15 protein-coding genes are annotated in these 14,475 nt (G+C 45.6%); 5 read left to right on the top strand and 10 right to left on the bottom strand.

Translation table 11 applies throughout. The features are described from left to right. Positions 1–10: 10 nt before the first annotated feature. Entirely contained in the window at positions 11–427 is a 417-nt protein-coding gene (locus K2P83_RS13860) for a DUF4019 domain-containing protein (RefSeq protein ID WP_292930187.1), read from the top strand. A 70-nt stretch (positions 428–497) separates the two neighbouring features. Here K2P83_RS13860 and K2P83_RS13855 read toward each other — a convergent pair whose 3' ends face one another. The 10 genes from K2P83_RS13855 to K2P83_RS13810 form a co-directional block, all read right to left on the bottom strand. Beyond that, entirely contained in the window at positions 498–3,095 is a 2,598-nt protein-coding gene (locus K2P83_RS13855) for a glycosyltransferase family 39 protein (protein WP_292930185.1), read from the bottom strand. A gap of 47 nt (positions 3,096–3,142) precedes the next feature. Then, positions 3,143–4,138 carry an endolytic transglycosylase MltG gene (mltG, locus tag K2P83_RS13850; protein ID WP_292930183.1) on the bottom strand — a complete coding sequence of 332 codons (996 nt, stop codon included), beginning with the start codon at positions 4,136–4,138 and terminating at the stop codon, positions 3,143–3,145. A 23-nt stretch (positions 4,139–4,161) separates the two neighbouring features. Further along, positions 4,162–5,403 (bottom strand): beta-ketoacyl-ACP synthase II, encoded by a 1,242-nt coding sequence (fabF, locus tag K2P83_RS13845; protein ID WP_292930181.1) that lies wholly within the window; start codon positions 5,401–5,403, stop codon positions 4,162–4,164. A gap of 36 nt (positions 5,404–5,439) precedes the next feature. Further along, entirely contained in the window at positions 5,440–5,676 is a 237-nt protein-coding gene (acpP, locus tag K2P83_RS13840; RefSeq protein ID WP_292930179.1) for an acyl carrier protein, read from the bottom strand. A 117-nt stretch (positions 5,677–5,793) separates the two neighbouring features. After that, entirely contained in the window at positions 5,794–6,537 is a 744-nt protein-coding gene (gene fabG / locus K2P83_RS13835) for a 3-oxoacyl-ACP reductase FabG (protein WP_292930177.1), read from the bottom strand. 48 nt (positions 6,538–6,585) lie between these two features. Next, positions 6,586–7,530 (bottom strand): ACP S-malonyltransferase, encoded by a 945-nt coding sequence (gene fabD / locus K2P83_RS13830; RefSeq protein ID WP_292930175.1) that lies wholly within the window; start codon positions 7,528–7,530, stop codon positions 6,586–6,588. Between the two features lie 2 nt (positions 7,531–7,532). Beyond that, on the bottom strand, positions 7,533–8,489 hold the full coding sequence (locus tag K2P83_RS13825) for a beta-ketoacyl-ACP synthase III (protein WP_292930173.1): 957 nt from the start codon (positions 8,487–8,489) through the stop codon (positions 7,533–7,535). Further along, entirely contained in the window at positions 8,489–9,529 is a 1,041-nt protein-coding gene (plsX, locus tag K2P83_RS13820) for a phosphate acyltransferase PlsX (protein ID WP_292930171.1), read from the bottom strand. The genes K2P83_RS13825 and plsX overlap by 1 nt, the downstream gene beginning before the upstream one ends. A 66-nt stretch (positions 9,530–9,595) precedes the next feature. Continuing rightward, a complete protein-coding gene (rpmF, locus tag K2P83_RS13815) occupies positions 9,596–9,775 on the bottom strand; it encodes a 50S ribosomal protein L32 (RefSeq protein WP_090316306.1) in 180 nt (59 codons plus the stop codon). A gap of 18 nt (positions 9,776–9,793) precedes the next feature. Continuing rightward, the gene (locus K2P83_RS13810) at positions 9,794–10,306 is read right to left on the bottom strand and encodes a YceD family protein (RefSeq protein WP_292930169.1); all 513 of its coding nucleotides are present in this window, start codon (positions 10,304–10,306) and stop codon (positions 9,794–9,796) included. A 67-nt stretch (positions 10,307–10,373) separates the two neighbouring features. Here K2P83_RS13810 and K2P83_RS13805 point away from each other — a divergent pair, with 67 nt between their 5' ends. From K2P83_RS13805 to K2P83_RS13790, 4 genes are all read left to right on the top strand, one after another. Further along, on the top strand, positions 10,374–10,970 hold the full coding sequence (locus K2P83_RS13805; protein ID WP_292930167.1) for a Maf family nucleotide pyrophosphatase: 597 nt from the start codon (positions 10,374–10,376) through the stop codon (positions 10,968–10,970). Between the two features lie 102 nt (positions 10,971–11,072). After that, entirely contained in the window at positions 11,073–11,447 is a 375-nt protein-coding gene (locus K2P83_RS13800; protein WP_292930165.1) for a hypothetical protein, read from the top strand. 119 nt (positions 11,448–11,566) lie between these two features. Further along, entirely contained in the window at positions 11,567–12,997 is a 1,431-nt protein-coding gene (locus K2P83_RS13795) for a TolC family protein (protein WP_292930163.1), read from the top strand. A 27-nt stretch (positions 12,998–13,024) separates the two neighbouring features. Then, positions 13,025–14,475, top strand: a 1,451-nt coding sequence (locus tag K2P83_RS13790; protein ID WP_292930161.1) for an efflux RND transporter periplasmic adaptor subunit, incomplete at its 3' end; no start/stop codon positions are given.

Here is a 14,475-nt window from a genome sequence, read left to right as displayed (position 1 = left end):
AGGAGTTACAATGATAAAACGGTTAATTGTGTTATTGCTGTTGCTTTTCTGTACGAGTGTTGTTTATGCGGAAGAGAGTACTATTCTCGAAAAAGTAGAAAGTAGCGCGCGTTCCTGGCTTGGGTTGATTGATAGTGGGAAATATAAAGAAAGCTGGGAGAATTCATCCGCGCTGTTTAAATTGAAAAAATCCGAATCTGAGTGGATCAAATCAATTACAGCAACCAGGGGGGCACGTGGCGCAATGAGTGCTAGGTATATTGCAACGGCTGCTTCTGGAAAATCATTATCAGGATTTCCGGACGGAGAATATGTTGTGCTCCAGTTTTACACAACTTTCCCAGAAAAAGGATTGGCATTTGAGACCGTAACACTGGCAAAGACTCAGAATGAGACATGGCAGGTTGCAGAGTACTCGGTCAAGTAAAAATTAAGAATACTAATATTCGTATTTTTATCATTAATTGCATGTCGGATGGGTTTTTCTGTACTGATTCTTACGGTATCGCAGGTAAGTTTGTCCCTTTAAATCCCCGGGAAACTCGGTAATAGACGCGACGCACCGCTGTGCCATAGCGTTCAATAACACGATATTCAATGGCGCCAGGTTGATCGAGCATCTGTTTAACATCCGCACCCTTCCGGGTTTTTTCTAAATGACGGCGTTTCATACCAACCTGAATGATGGGTCGGTCAGTGGGTGCTTGAGAAGGAAACCAGAATTCATACATAGCACCACTATCACCAAACATATTACGTGCACGGATATCTAATTGTGTGTGACCATGGGTGTAAAAATATAGCGCGCTGGCAACAGACCATTTGCTCATGCCGACAATAATGGGCTCTTTGCCGGTCTGATTTTTGACTTCTTCGGCAATCTGTGTAATTTCAGCAGCCGTTTCTCGCCAGAAATAATGTTCAGTGAATAGGTGGTAAGGAATGCCTGGAATTCCCAGTACTACGTAGTGCAGTACAAAGGCATAAGCAAAGATGCATGTAATAATAGTCGCTCGCCAAGTTGTCTGGATGCGTTTGGCCAATGCGCTCAGCTGGCCGGTCTGACCCATCATCCAGGCGATTGTCGGTAATATTGCAAGCCAGATTGGACCAGTCCAGTGAAAACGCGGCGCATCAAAAGTGCTGAGTGCGAAACAAATGAATATTGGGACGCCGGCGAAAACTTGTACGAATAATTGACGCCTGCGCTCAAGTTGATGTGCCTCAGGTTCTTTGATTGTAAATAAGGCCAATGCAGCTGCAATAAAGCCGACTGGTGTTAGCAGGATGATAATGTGGGCAATCAAATAATGTACTGAGAATTTATAGCTGTCCGCCAACACGCGATTCGACTGAAAAGCGAAGGATGCCCAATTATTTTCGTAGTTCCAGATGATGACCGGTGAAAAGAGTAACACTGCCAATAACGCGGCTAGGTATGGATGAGGATGTTTCATCCAGCGGCGTGCTGTTGGATCGATTATGACAAATACCAATGCCGCCATACCCAATAGCCCCAGGGTGTATTTGGATAGTAATCCAAGACCGAAAGCGATTCCCATACCCAGCCATGCCGTGCGTTGACCGGCTAATAATGCGCGTTCCATGTAATACAGTGTGGCAGCCCAAGTTGCGACTAATGGCGCATCAGGTGTCATCAGTAGGCCGGAAGCAAATCCCATTGGCAGAATAGACAGCAATAATACCGTGCGCATTGCGGTGGATTTGTTGTATAAGTTTTGCGCCAGTGCATATAGATAACCCATGGTCACAAAGCCACAGAAGAGGGCGCCAATGCGTACGCCAAATTCATTGTGCCCCAGGAGTGATGTGCCGAACCAGATTAACCAAGCCACCATGGGAGGATGATCATAGAAACTCAGATCCATGTGTTGCGCATACTGCCAGTAATACGCTTCATCTGGGATGAGTTGTGCCAGACCAAAATAAACTAAACGCAGTAATATGATAAATATGACGATACCAATCGCTGCTGTGCGCCAGCGTATTTCAAGAGATGGCGGGTTTTCTTTATTGGGAAATACATAAAAAGCGGAACCTAAGTAGTTTACGGCCGCAGTAGCGATGATCGCCGGAAAAATTGCCAGCAGGGGCGGTACGTGCCAGATATAAACGAGTAAAGCTAATACACCTCCGCGCAGTAACAACGCGAATGCACCCACAGTCAGGAAGCGGCCAAATTGATGCCATTGCAGATAGCCTGTGTGGTGTTCACGGAATGCCCATTTTGAATTAAGGGTATAGTTCACCGTTGCGGCGACAAAGAAACTTACAAAGTGAGCCAGAGCAAGCCCGGCGTCACGGCTGATCATCCACTGAAAAATGATCGCATCAATTAAAACACCCAGCAATCCCACCGCGGCAAAGCGGCCAGCCGTATTGAGTGTGGCCGTACCACCGGCTAATGTAATCAAGCGTTGTATATAAGCTTGCTGGTGCGAGAAAGACAATTTGGAGGTGCCATGCGTGCGATCATGGAAACAAATGGGTACTTCGGTGACGCGAAGCTTTCCCTGATTAGCCATGAGCAGTTCGAGCAGAATTTTGTAGCCATGGGCATTATTTGAAATACTTCCAGTCAGTTCGCGACGGAATGCAAAGAAACCGGACGTGGCGTCATTTACATCACAAATCGGGCGCGCTATCCAGCCACCAACACGTGACAGCAATTGCCGGTACAGCGGCCAATTCTCAGTACTGCCGCCCGCAATATAGCGGCTGCCAATGGCTAAGTCATGGGTGTTGTTGAGTACGGGGGCGACGATAGCCGGTAAGCGTTCGGGAGGATGACTTAGATCTGCATCCATGACCACGATGACATCGCTTTGGGCCGTCGCAGTTCCTGCCAGTATCGATGCGGTCAGATCCGGTTTTTCTCGTCGCTCGATGAGATGAACATTTGATCGATTCTCCCAGGCGCGAACCTTGTCAGGGGTACCATCCGTGGAACCATCATCAACAAAAATGACTTCAAAACTACCCGGTTTAAGATCCAGTGCAAATAAGCGGGTTAAGAGTAAATCAACATTCTCGGATTCATTCAGTGTGGGTACTATGATGGAAAATTGGGTCATGTAGCTCCACAGATTAAAATTGACACTTGATTATTGGCGGCATTATTTTATTTTTGTAGTTTTTGGTATTTATTGACCGCTTTATTATGGTCTGACAGATTGCTGGAAAATTGAGATTCCCCATTACCTTTTGCGACAAAATAGAGCGCATCGGTTTCAGCCGGATTGAGTGCTGCACGGATGGAGGCAAGACTGGGTAAGGCAATGGGAGTGGGCGGCAAGCCTGAGCGCGTATAAGTGTTGTATTCCTGGTCGGTAAGCAGGTCTTTTTTGCGCAGATTCCCATCGAATTGCTCACCCAGACCATAGATAATAGTTGGGTCTGTTTGCAACCGCATGCCTTTACGCAGTCGGTTGATGAAAACACCGGCTATCGTGGTGCGATCACTTTCCAATCCGGTTTCTTTCTCTATTAAGGAAGCAAGAATAAGTGCTTCATAAGGTGTGGCTAACGGTAAAGATTCGGCCCGTGACGACCAGCTGAATTGTAAATGATTCTGCATGGTTTGATAGGCACGCTGCAGAATTTCTATATCACTGCTATTTTTAATAAAATAATAAGTATCTGGGAAAAATAATCCTTCGGCAGCTGTTTCAGTTGCGCCGATTAACTGTAGTATTTCCTGATCACTCAGGCTGGCTGTTTGGCTCTGTATGGCTGAGTGCTCGTTTAATACTTTGCGCATTTGCGCAAAAGTGGAACCTTCAAGAAATCTTATTTCATTCTGCTTTGCATCACCCTTGGTCAGGTAATCTAATAACGCTATTTGAGAGATATTTTCATTCAGCTGATAGTCACCGGCTCTGATTGCTGAGTCCTGACTCAGATAGCGTGCTAATAGTATCAATGGCCATTTGCTGGGAAAAACACCTGCATCGGCCAGTTGTTGCGAAACTTGTTTTAGATTACTGCCGGGACGGATAGAGAACTCATAGGGTATGGCAGGAAGCGAAATACTTGAATGGACATGAAGATAAAGCCATCCAATGAACAGAATAGCGATAGCTAAGATCAAAAATAGAAGGCGTTTTAGCGTAGGCATGCGCCACAAAAAGGTAAAGTTTTTTATACGCTACGGAAAACAAGCGTTCCGTTAGTTCCCCCAAACCCGAAGGAGTTCGATAATGCAACTTTGATGTCCATAGTTCTTGCTGTATTAGGGATATAGTCCAGATCACATTGCGGATCTTGATTGACGAGGTTGATTGTGGGGGGGGCAATCTGATGATGTATTGCCAATACGGAGAAGATTGCCTCTATACCACCGGCAGCACCGAGTAAATGTCCTGTCATTGATTTTGTCGAATTGACGGCAAGTTTGCTCGCGTAGTCACCGAAACAACGTTTAACGGCAATTGTTTCAGCGATATCACCCAACGGGGTAGATGTGCCATGTGCATTAATGTAATCGACTTCTGTAGTATTAATACCTGCATTTTTAAGGGCATTAGACATGCAGCGTGCTGCGCCTTCACCATCATCACTTGGCGCTGTCATATGATATGCGTCGGCACTCATGCCAAAACCAGCTAATTCCGCATAAATTTTCGCTCCCCGGCGTTTTGCGTGTTCTAATTCCTCCAGTACTAAAACTCCGGCACCTTCACCCAGCACAAAGCCATCACGATCGATATCCCAGGGCCGACTTGCAGATTCCGGATCAGAATTATGCGCCGATAAAGCTCTTGCAGCAGCAAACCCGCCGATGGCAAGCGGTGTTACACAGGATTCGGCACCACCGCAAACCATCACATCAGCATCACCATATTCAATCATGCGGGCCGAATTGCCGATACTGTGTGTGGCCGTGGTACAGGCGGTCACAATTGCTATGTTGGGTCCTTTATAACCAAACATGATGGATAAGTTACCTGCGATCATATTGATGATCGTGCTGGGGATAAAGAAAGGAGATATTTTACGTGGCCCGCCTGCATGGTAAGCAATATCTGTATTCTCAATCATAGGCAAACCACCGATGCCTGAACCGATATTAACACCGATTTGTTCTGGATCAAGCTGCCCAATATCATCTATACCAGCATCTTTAACAGCCTGAATTGCTGCAGCCATGCCATAATGGATAAAAGTATCCATGCGACGTGCTTCTTTGACAGATAAGTATTGTTGAATATCAAAATCTTTTACTTCACCAGCAATTTGCGAAGTGAAATTGGAGGCATCAAAACGAGTTATCCGAGTGATACCGGACTTTCCTGAGATGATATTTTCCCATGCATTTGATACCGTGTTTCCAACAGGCGAAACAATACCTAATCCGGTAACTACTACCTTACGTTTGGACAAAATAACTCCGCTTACAGGTACTTAAAAAACAAAATACTAATTAGTATTAGCAGTGACGTAGTTAATTGCTTCCTGGACGGTATTTATTTTCTCAGCTTGTTCATCTGGAATCTCGCATTCGAATTCTTCCTCTAATGCCATGACCAGTTCGACTGTGTCGAGAGAGTCTGCTCCCAAATCATTCACGAAAGATGATTCATTCTTGACTTCTGCTTCATTCACGCCTAGCTGTTCAGCTACAATCTTTCTAATACGCTGCTCAATATTTTCCATCTAGGTATTTCCTTCTCGGTAAGATTAACATATTCATTCTAGCAAATTTTCAATGCTAGCAAAACTGAAACATATAACTGCGAATTGCGCAGCTCTGATTCTTCAATAGTTTGTAATTTAGTCCATATACATTCCGCCGTTGACATGGAGTGTGGTGCCTGTAATATAACCCGCTGCAGATGAGGCTAAAAATGCCACGGCTGAAGCGACTTCTTCAGGCCGCCCTAATCTTCCCAAAGGAACATGCTGAATTAAGTTTTGTTGAAGTTCATCAGTCAGTGCGCGTGTCATGTCTGTATCAATAAAACCAGGAGCAACACAGTTTACAGTAATATTGCGACTGCCAACTTCACGAGCCAATGATTTACTAAAACCAAATACACCTGCTTTGGCTGCAGCGTAGTTTGTTTGTCCCATATTTCCCATTGCACCGACAACAGAGGTAATATTGATGATGCGGCCGTGGCGGGCTTTCATCATAGCACGGAGGACTGCGCGACTTAACCGGAACACTGATTTTAAATCAGTTTCAATGATTTCATCCCATTCTTCATCTTTCATGCGCACTAACAGGTTATCGCGCGTGACTCCGGCATTATTGACCAAAATTTCCACTTCACCAAATTTTTCGCGAATGATTTGAATCGTACTGTTAATTTGCTCGGTATCATTCACATTCAGAGTGATGCCGATGCCTTTGATGCCGGCTTTCTCAAAATATTGATTAATCGTGTTTGTACCGCTTTCAGTGGTTGCAGTACCAATCACAACAGCACCCAATTGGCCAAGCTTGAGCGCGATGGCTTGTCCAATTCCTCGGCTGGCACCTGTTACTAAAGTTATTTTATTTTCCAAAATCATGCCTCCATGAATAGAGCCATGACTGTTCGTAGCAAATGTTCATTGTCGCTATATTATCCTTAAATTTTTAACAGCTTGTCTGATTGTTTCACTGTTTTCCAGTGATAGTTGCTGTAAATTCTGATCGATTCGTTTGTTTAGTCCGGCCAATATCTTTCCCGGTCCACATTCGACGACATGAGTTATACCGGCAGCGGCAAAGGCTCGAATTGTGTCTACCCAGCGGACAGAGCTGATAAGCTGTTGAACCAAAATTTTCTTAATACCTGCGGTATCGGGATGCGGTTTTACATCGGCGTTATGCAGAATTTGGATTTTAGGGGGGTGCAGCATTACGTGCTCCAGTTGCTGTTGCATACTTTCGGCTGCTGATCTCATCAATGAGCAATGCGAAGGGATGCTCATTGGCAACATGATTGCACGTTTTGCCCCTTTGGATTTAGCCATTTCAATTCCTTGCAGGATGGCATTTTTGTGCCCGGCAATTACTACCTGACCGGGCGAATTAAAATTGGCCGGCTCAAGAGATTCTCCTTGACCTTGGTTTGTGATGTCATGACATATTGCTTCAATGAGTTCGTCCTCTAATCCGAGAATAGCCGCCATGCCACCCACACCGTCAGGTACGGCTTGTTGCATAGCTTGCGCACGGAAGCGCACCAGCGATAACGCATCAGCAAAACTCAGCGCTTCGGCTGCGACCAATGCGGTGTATTCGCCCAGACTATGTCCGGCCAGGAGTGCTGGATTGCCGCCTTCTAAACTGGTCCATGCACGATACACAGCCACCCCTGCGGTTAACACGAGCGGTTGTGTATTGATGGTGAGATTGAGGTCATCCGCCGGTCCATTATTCACCATAGACCAAAAATCCTGTTTGAGGATATCGGATGCTTCCTGAAAGGTTTCCTGAACGATCGGTAAATCCTTATACCCATTGATCATTCCAACAGATTGCGACCCTTGACCTGGAAATACAAATGCAAATTTCATAATCACCAGCGCAGTATGACTGCACCCCATGTGAATCCGCCGCCAACACCCTCTAATAGGATCAGCTGATCAGGTTGGATGCGTCCGTCACGTACCGCCATGTCGAGCGCGAGCGGAATGGAAGCCGCAGAAGTGTTGCCATGTTTGTCTACAGCTACAACTACTTTATCCATGGGCAATCCGAGTTTTTTTGCCGTTGATTGAATAATCCGGATATTGGCTTGATGAGGAATTAACCAATCGATATCCGTCGTCTGTAAATTATTTTTGGCTATAGCCTCTTGCACTACTTCTTCAAGAACTTTGACGGCGAATTTAAAAACGGTATTACCTTCCATGTTGATGTAGGGCGTACCTTGTACTTTTCCACCGCTGATACAACCCGGTGCTGATAAGATATTACTATAGCTACCATTGGCATGGAGGTGGGTGGATAAAATACCCGGATGGTCGTTTTGCGAAAGCACTACGGCACCGGCGCCATCGCCAAATAAAACGCAAGTGCTGCGATCGTTCCAGTCAAGTATTTTAGAATAGATTTCGGTGCCGACTACTAATGCATTCCGGCACTTACCAGAACTCACGAACATGTCGGCGGTAGCCAGCGCATATACAAAACCGCTACAGACGGCTTGAACATCAAATGCCGGGCAGTTTTCTATACCCAGTTTATTTTGTAGAATACAGGCAGTGCTGGGAAAAATCATGTCCGGAGTCGTGGTGGCGACAATGATGAGATCGATATCTTTATTGGTTACACCAGCAGCCTTCATGGCATTCTGACATGCATATAAAGCCAAATCGCTGGCTACTTGATCCTCACTGGCAATATGCCGCTGGGTGATACCTGTGCGCGTTCGTATCCATTCGTCACTGGTATCCATCATGCGTTCCAGATCAAGGTTGGTGAGGATTTTTTCCGGTAAATAACTACCTGTTCCAGTGATTCTTGAATACATTATTTTATAATTTCTTTTGAAGTGGTCTGAGAATGCCGGGAAAACTCGGCTACCCGTTCACTGATATGCCGCAGCATCCCGCCACGAACTTCTTCAGCGGCGCGTTTTATGGCAAAACCAAACGCATATTTGTCTGCAGAACCATGACTTTTAATCACAATGCCGCGTAAGCCCAGGAAACTGGCGCCATTGTATCGACGATGATCGACGCGTCGTTTAAAGGAATTGATAACCGGCATTGCAATAATACCAGCTAGTTTGGTGAGTAAATTGCGCTTGAATTCTTCGCGCAGATAGGTTGCCAGCATTTGTGCCAGGCCTTCTGAAGTTTTTAGAGTGATATTGCCGACAAATCCATCACAAACCACGACATCAGTAGTTCCCTTATAAATGTCTGTGCCTTCAACATTACCATAAAAATTAAGCCCGCTATTGCGTAGTAGTTCAGCCGCTTGTTTAACTATCTCATTGCCCTTGATTTCCTCTTCACCAATATTGAGCAAGCCAACGCTTGGGAATGCTTTATTTTCCACAGAGGATACCAGCGAAGCGCCCATGAGACCAAACTGAAATAAGTGCTCCGCTGTGCAGTCGACGTTGGCACCCAAATCCAATACGTAGGTGTGACCGGTAATAGTGGGTAATATGACGGCAAGTGCAGGGCGGTCAACCCCCGGGATTGTTTTCAATACAAACCGCGAAGTTGCTAGCAATGCGCCCGTGTTCCCGGCACTGATACAAGCTTGTGCTTCACCCGTTTTAACGAGATTAATGGAAACGCGCATTGAGGAGTCTTTCTTGCTTCGCAGGGCGACCGAAGGGGATTCATCCATGCTGACAACTTCACTCGCTGGATGTAATCGAATTCTCGGACCAAATTCAGAATTTGCGGCGCGTAACTCTGCCGCAATGGCATCAGGAATGCCGACTAGAATGATATTGGCTTCAGGATCGCTGCGCAAATATTCAACCGCTGATGGGACTGTTACATGGGGGCCATGATCACCACCCATGCAGTCTATTGCTACAGTAATATCCAATTTCAGTGCTCTTGTGGCTGGGAGAAACTATATATTTAATACGGCTTGTAGCAATAGAAATTATGTTTAATCGTTTTTGGTTTTAACAACTTTCTTGCCACGATAATATCCATTAGGGCTAATATGGTGACGTAAATGAATTTCTCCAGTACTTGATTCAACAGCTAATGGTGGACTAGTCAGAAAATCATGCGAACGGTGCATACCGCGTTTCGAAGGGGATTTTTTATTTTGTTGGACTGCCATGTGAATAACTCCTTAAACTCAATTTGTCTTTTTTAATGCCAATAACGCTGCAAAAGGGTGCGCTGATTGCTTGTTGGTCAGATTTTCTTTGATTGATTCTAATTCCTGCACGTTGCATTCACCCTCTGCATGCCATGATGAAATCGGTAAGCTGAGAATGACTTCATCCTCAATTAAACTGATCACGTCCATATCAGGTGTAGCTAAAATTGCATCGGCAGTATCGTCTTCGTCAGCCTGATCCAGTTCCGCTTCAGTCTTCACCAGCACTAAGGATGTTTGCAAATCAATTGTATGTAATAATTTTCCTAGACAACGCTGGCAGCTAAGATGTATTTTACCGTTAATCTCCAAATGCAGGCCGGGTTTTTCATGCTTGTCAAACTGACCACTGATTTGGTAGATTAGCTCCCCTTCTTTGTCAAACAGAAAATCATGCAAACGCACAAGCGCATCCACCGGGATTTTACCATGATGTATGCCCGCATTCTGTACAAAATCTAAGGGGTTTATCACAAAGCTTACAGACATAAGGCGCGCATGTTATATTTTTTACTCTTACGTGTCAAAAAATCAGAAGAAAAATCAGAAGGAAATTTTGAAAACACAAAACACTACCCCGAAAATAATATTGGGATCAAGTTCGATTTATCGCAAAGAATTGCTTCAGCGCCTACAGATTCCATTTGAAACAATCAGTCCTCAAATCAATGAAACGCCGTTGTCCAATGAGTCGCCCGAAGAAACCGCTGCACGATTGGCGGAAGCAAAAGCACGTGCAGTTGCTAAAATTTACCCGCAAGCTCTCATTATAGGCTCAGATCAAGTGGCGGCATTGGGAGATTTTCGCCTCGGAAAGCCACTGAACCATGCCAATGCAACCGAACAGCTCAGACGAGTCCGTGGTAAGGAAGCTGTTTTTTATACGGCTTTATGTCTCCTGAATAGTTTTACTGATCGGTTGCAAATGTGTGTTATTCCTTATCATGTGAAATTCCGGCAATTCAGTGATCAACAAATTGAAAATTATCTGCTTAAAGAACAGCCTTACCATTGTGCGGGTAGTGCAAAATCTGAAGGGCTTGGCATCGCACTGATCGAGCAGATGACTGGAGATGATCCAAGCGGGTTGATTGGATTGCCGCTCATTGCTTTGGTCGACATGTTAGCTCAGGAAGGAATGGAGGTCATTTGAAAATAGGGCTTATCGCAGAAGCTTTTGAATTGCAAATATTTTAATAATGTGAAATCATTATACTTTGAGTGAAACTTTTCACTTATTATAAATCAGACCCCTATGCGGAAATACTCTACTTATCCGATCATTCTTATGTTGATTGTCTGCATATTGACGAATGGACTGAGTTTGTCATTCAAAGGGGAAGTATTTGCGCACGAACTGGATCATATCCGCCAGGCGCTATCGTCTGATCCTGCGACACATCTGGAATTGCATCGGAATAGTGTTGCCAGAGATGGTGTGGATCTTGATGCGGCAACGCATTTATGTCTGCATTCGGCGGGGCAGTACCAACCTTTTTTCTTTAATTCTTTTCCTCTGATACCGGATCAGATCGTCACAGAAGCTTTATCTGTATTCATTTCTGCCATTATTCCAGAAACGATTCCCGATCTCCCGCTCCGGCCTCCTCGAAACCTTTCTTTAAGCTAAATTTTAAAATTGTGTTGTTTGTGGATCGTTTCTTTGATCCATAGCATCGTAAAAACAGGCTAATTCAAGCTAGGCCGAATAACCTGTTTTGATAGGCTTGAGCAATGCGGAGGTTTTCTATGAAATTGAGTGACCTATTAATAGCATTACGCTATTGGGTGGCACCAGAATTACGGGTTATGCTGCTGGGTTCTATTCTCTTGCTGAGTTTCTCAGTTCAGATAAAGAACGCCGGGGCTGATTCTCTTAACAAATTGTCTGGCGGGAAAAATGATTATCTGGCTGATTCGGTAAATAGCGATGATAAGAATGATCTCACTTTACGTCACGCAATTAGTCTTGCACTGCTTCAAAATCCGGAATTGGCAGCTTTTTCCAAGGAAATGCGTGCGTTGGAAGGGGTGACACTGCAAGCGGGTTTGTTGAGAAATCCGGAGCTTTCAGTCAACGTTGAAAATATCGGAAATATCCAAAAGCTGCGCGGCGATATTAATGCACCTGAATCAATAGTGCAGGAAGTAGTACAGCAGGTTACGACTATTCGGATTGGCCAATTGATAGAGCTGGGCGGCAAACGTGCGGCCCGGGTCAGTGCGGCGCTATTGGGTGAAGAACTGGCCGCCATGGATTATGAAACCCGGCGGGTGGAAATTATTGCCAGAGTGGCCAATGTGTTTACGGAAGTGCTCGCTGCGCAAGAGCGGCTCAGGCTTGCTGAAGAAACCCGGCAAGTTTCACAAAACGTGGTTAATAGCGTGACCAAACGTGTGCAAGGCGGGAAAGTGGCGCCTATTGAGGAAACTAGAGTCAGGGTGGGGCTATCGACTACGCGTATTGAATATGAACAAGCGCAACGGGATTTAATATCTGCACGGAAGCGGCTGGCGTTATTGTGGAATAACTCTTCTCCACAATTTAGCAAGGCGCTGGGGAATCTTGAAACGCTGATTGCCCCGCCTAATTTGCAAATGTTGGAAGAGCGTGTTTTGAGTAATCCAATGGCGCAGCGTGCGATGAAGAATATTGAACAACGTAAAGCGTTGCTGGAAGTAGAGCAAACGCGCCGCATTCCCAATCTGACCATAAATGCAGGGGTTGTGAATTATGCGTTAGTGGGCGGCAATACGGCTATAGCGAGTGTCATGGTGCCGTTGCCACTGTTCGATCGTAACCAAGGAAATATCAAAGATGCTTATCAACGGGTGGACAAAGCCATGGATGAGCGAGCCGCGATGGAATTACGGTTGAGAACTGAGCTCACGCAATCTTATGAAGCGATGTCCGCAGCATGGAATGAAATTAACATATTGCGTGATGAAATATTGCCCGGCGCTCAAAGTGCTTTCCATGTGATGCGTAGGGGCTATGAGTTGGGGAAATTTGGTTTGCTGGAGCTGCTGGATGCGCAACGTGTTTTATTTCAGAATCAAGTGCTCTATGTACGTGCACTGGCAAACTATCAACGGTTGGTAAACGACATCGAGCGCCTGATTGCAGGGCCTATCGATAGTGTCAAGCCGAATCATGAAATTAACATACGCCAACCCTAGTGGCGGGAAAAGGTTAAGGATTAAATTATGAATAAAGCGCGATGGATGCCAATCCTGATTGTGATTGTCATAGGGATTGTTGTGGGTGGATTGATTTTAACGCTGGATAAGCCTTCTGCGGTGACAGAGGAAGCGGCACACATCAATGCCAATGAGAAATTAGATGGAAATCAACCGGGTATTGGGCCAAGAGGCGGTAAGTTATTCACCGGTAGTGATCTTAGTGTGGAGCTGACTATTTTTGAGAAAGGCGTACCACCACAGTTCCGGATTTATTTGTATGAAAAGGGTAAGTTGTTGCCGCCAACAGCAGCGCATCTCGCAATTACATTATCCCGGCTGGGAGCGCCCTCACAATTGTTCAAATTTACTCCCGAAGCGGATTATCTGCTGGGAGACCAAGAAGTGGAAGAGCCGCATTCATTTGATATCGCGATTGCGGCGGAACGCAATGGCAAAGTAATGCGCTGGAGTTACAGCCAGATCGAGGGGCGGGTGGAAATTCCGGATGCCATGCTGAAAAGCATGGGCGTTGTACTTTTGACGGCAGGGCCAGCGATCATCAAGCCAAAACTCAAACTGCCGGGTGAAGTGACATTCAACGAACATACCATAGTGCGGGTAGTGCCGCGGGTTGCCGGCATGGTGACTGCCGTTCAAGGCCATCATGGGCAGCACGTGAAAAAAGGCGAGGTGCTGGCGGTTCTCGAAAGTCCGATGTTGGCGGATTTACGCAGCCAGTATTATGTTGCTAAGAAGCGGCTGGGATTGACAAGGGCTACCTACGAGCGCGAGAAACAATTATGGGAAGAAAAGATTAGCGCTAAGCAGGATTTTCTTTTGGCGCAGGAGTTATGGAATGAAGCAGAAATTGCACTGGAATTGGCTGCTACGAAGTTGATTGCACTGGGTGTGCAACCGGAATCCAATCATTCAAAGACAACTATTTCGCGTTATGAAATACGTTCGCCGATTTCCGGGATCATTATTGCCAAAGCCATCGCATTGGGTGAAGCGGTCAAAGAAGACCGGGAAATTTATACCGTCGCGGATGTCTCCACTGTGTGGACGGCTATTACGGTTTATCCAAAAGATCTGAATGTGGTTAGGGAGGGTCAGAAAGTAGCAGTGAAAGCGACTGCTTACGATGTGGAAAGCGAAGGAACTATTACCTATATTTCGACGTTAATCGGCGGGCAAACACGTACCGCAACAGCGCGGGTCGAATTGGATAATCAAGAAGGTCAATGGCGCCCCGGTATGTTTGTAAATGCCGAATTGGTGGCGGAAGAAATTCAGGTTCCTGTGGCTGTTTCAGTCGCTGCTATTCAAACGCTGCGCGATTGGTCAGTGGTATTTGGCCGTTATGATCAGTATTTCGAAGTTCGTCCTTTGGAGTTAGGCCGTAATGATGGCGAGATGGTTGAGGTGCTGAAGGGGTTGACTCCCGGAGAACAATACGCTGGCGGTAACAGTTT

Source organism: Nitrosomonas sp., from assembly GCF_019752415.1.
In the GTDB taxonomy this organism is placed as follows: Bacteria; Pseudomonadota; Gammaproteobacteria; order Burkholderiales; family Nitrosomonadaceae; genus Nitrosomonas.
Note: the sequence above shows the minus strand (reverse complement) of the source record. Positions and strands in the feature narration are given on the sequence as shown.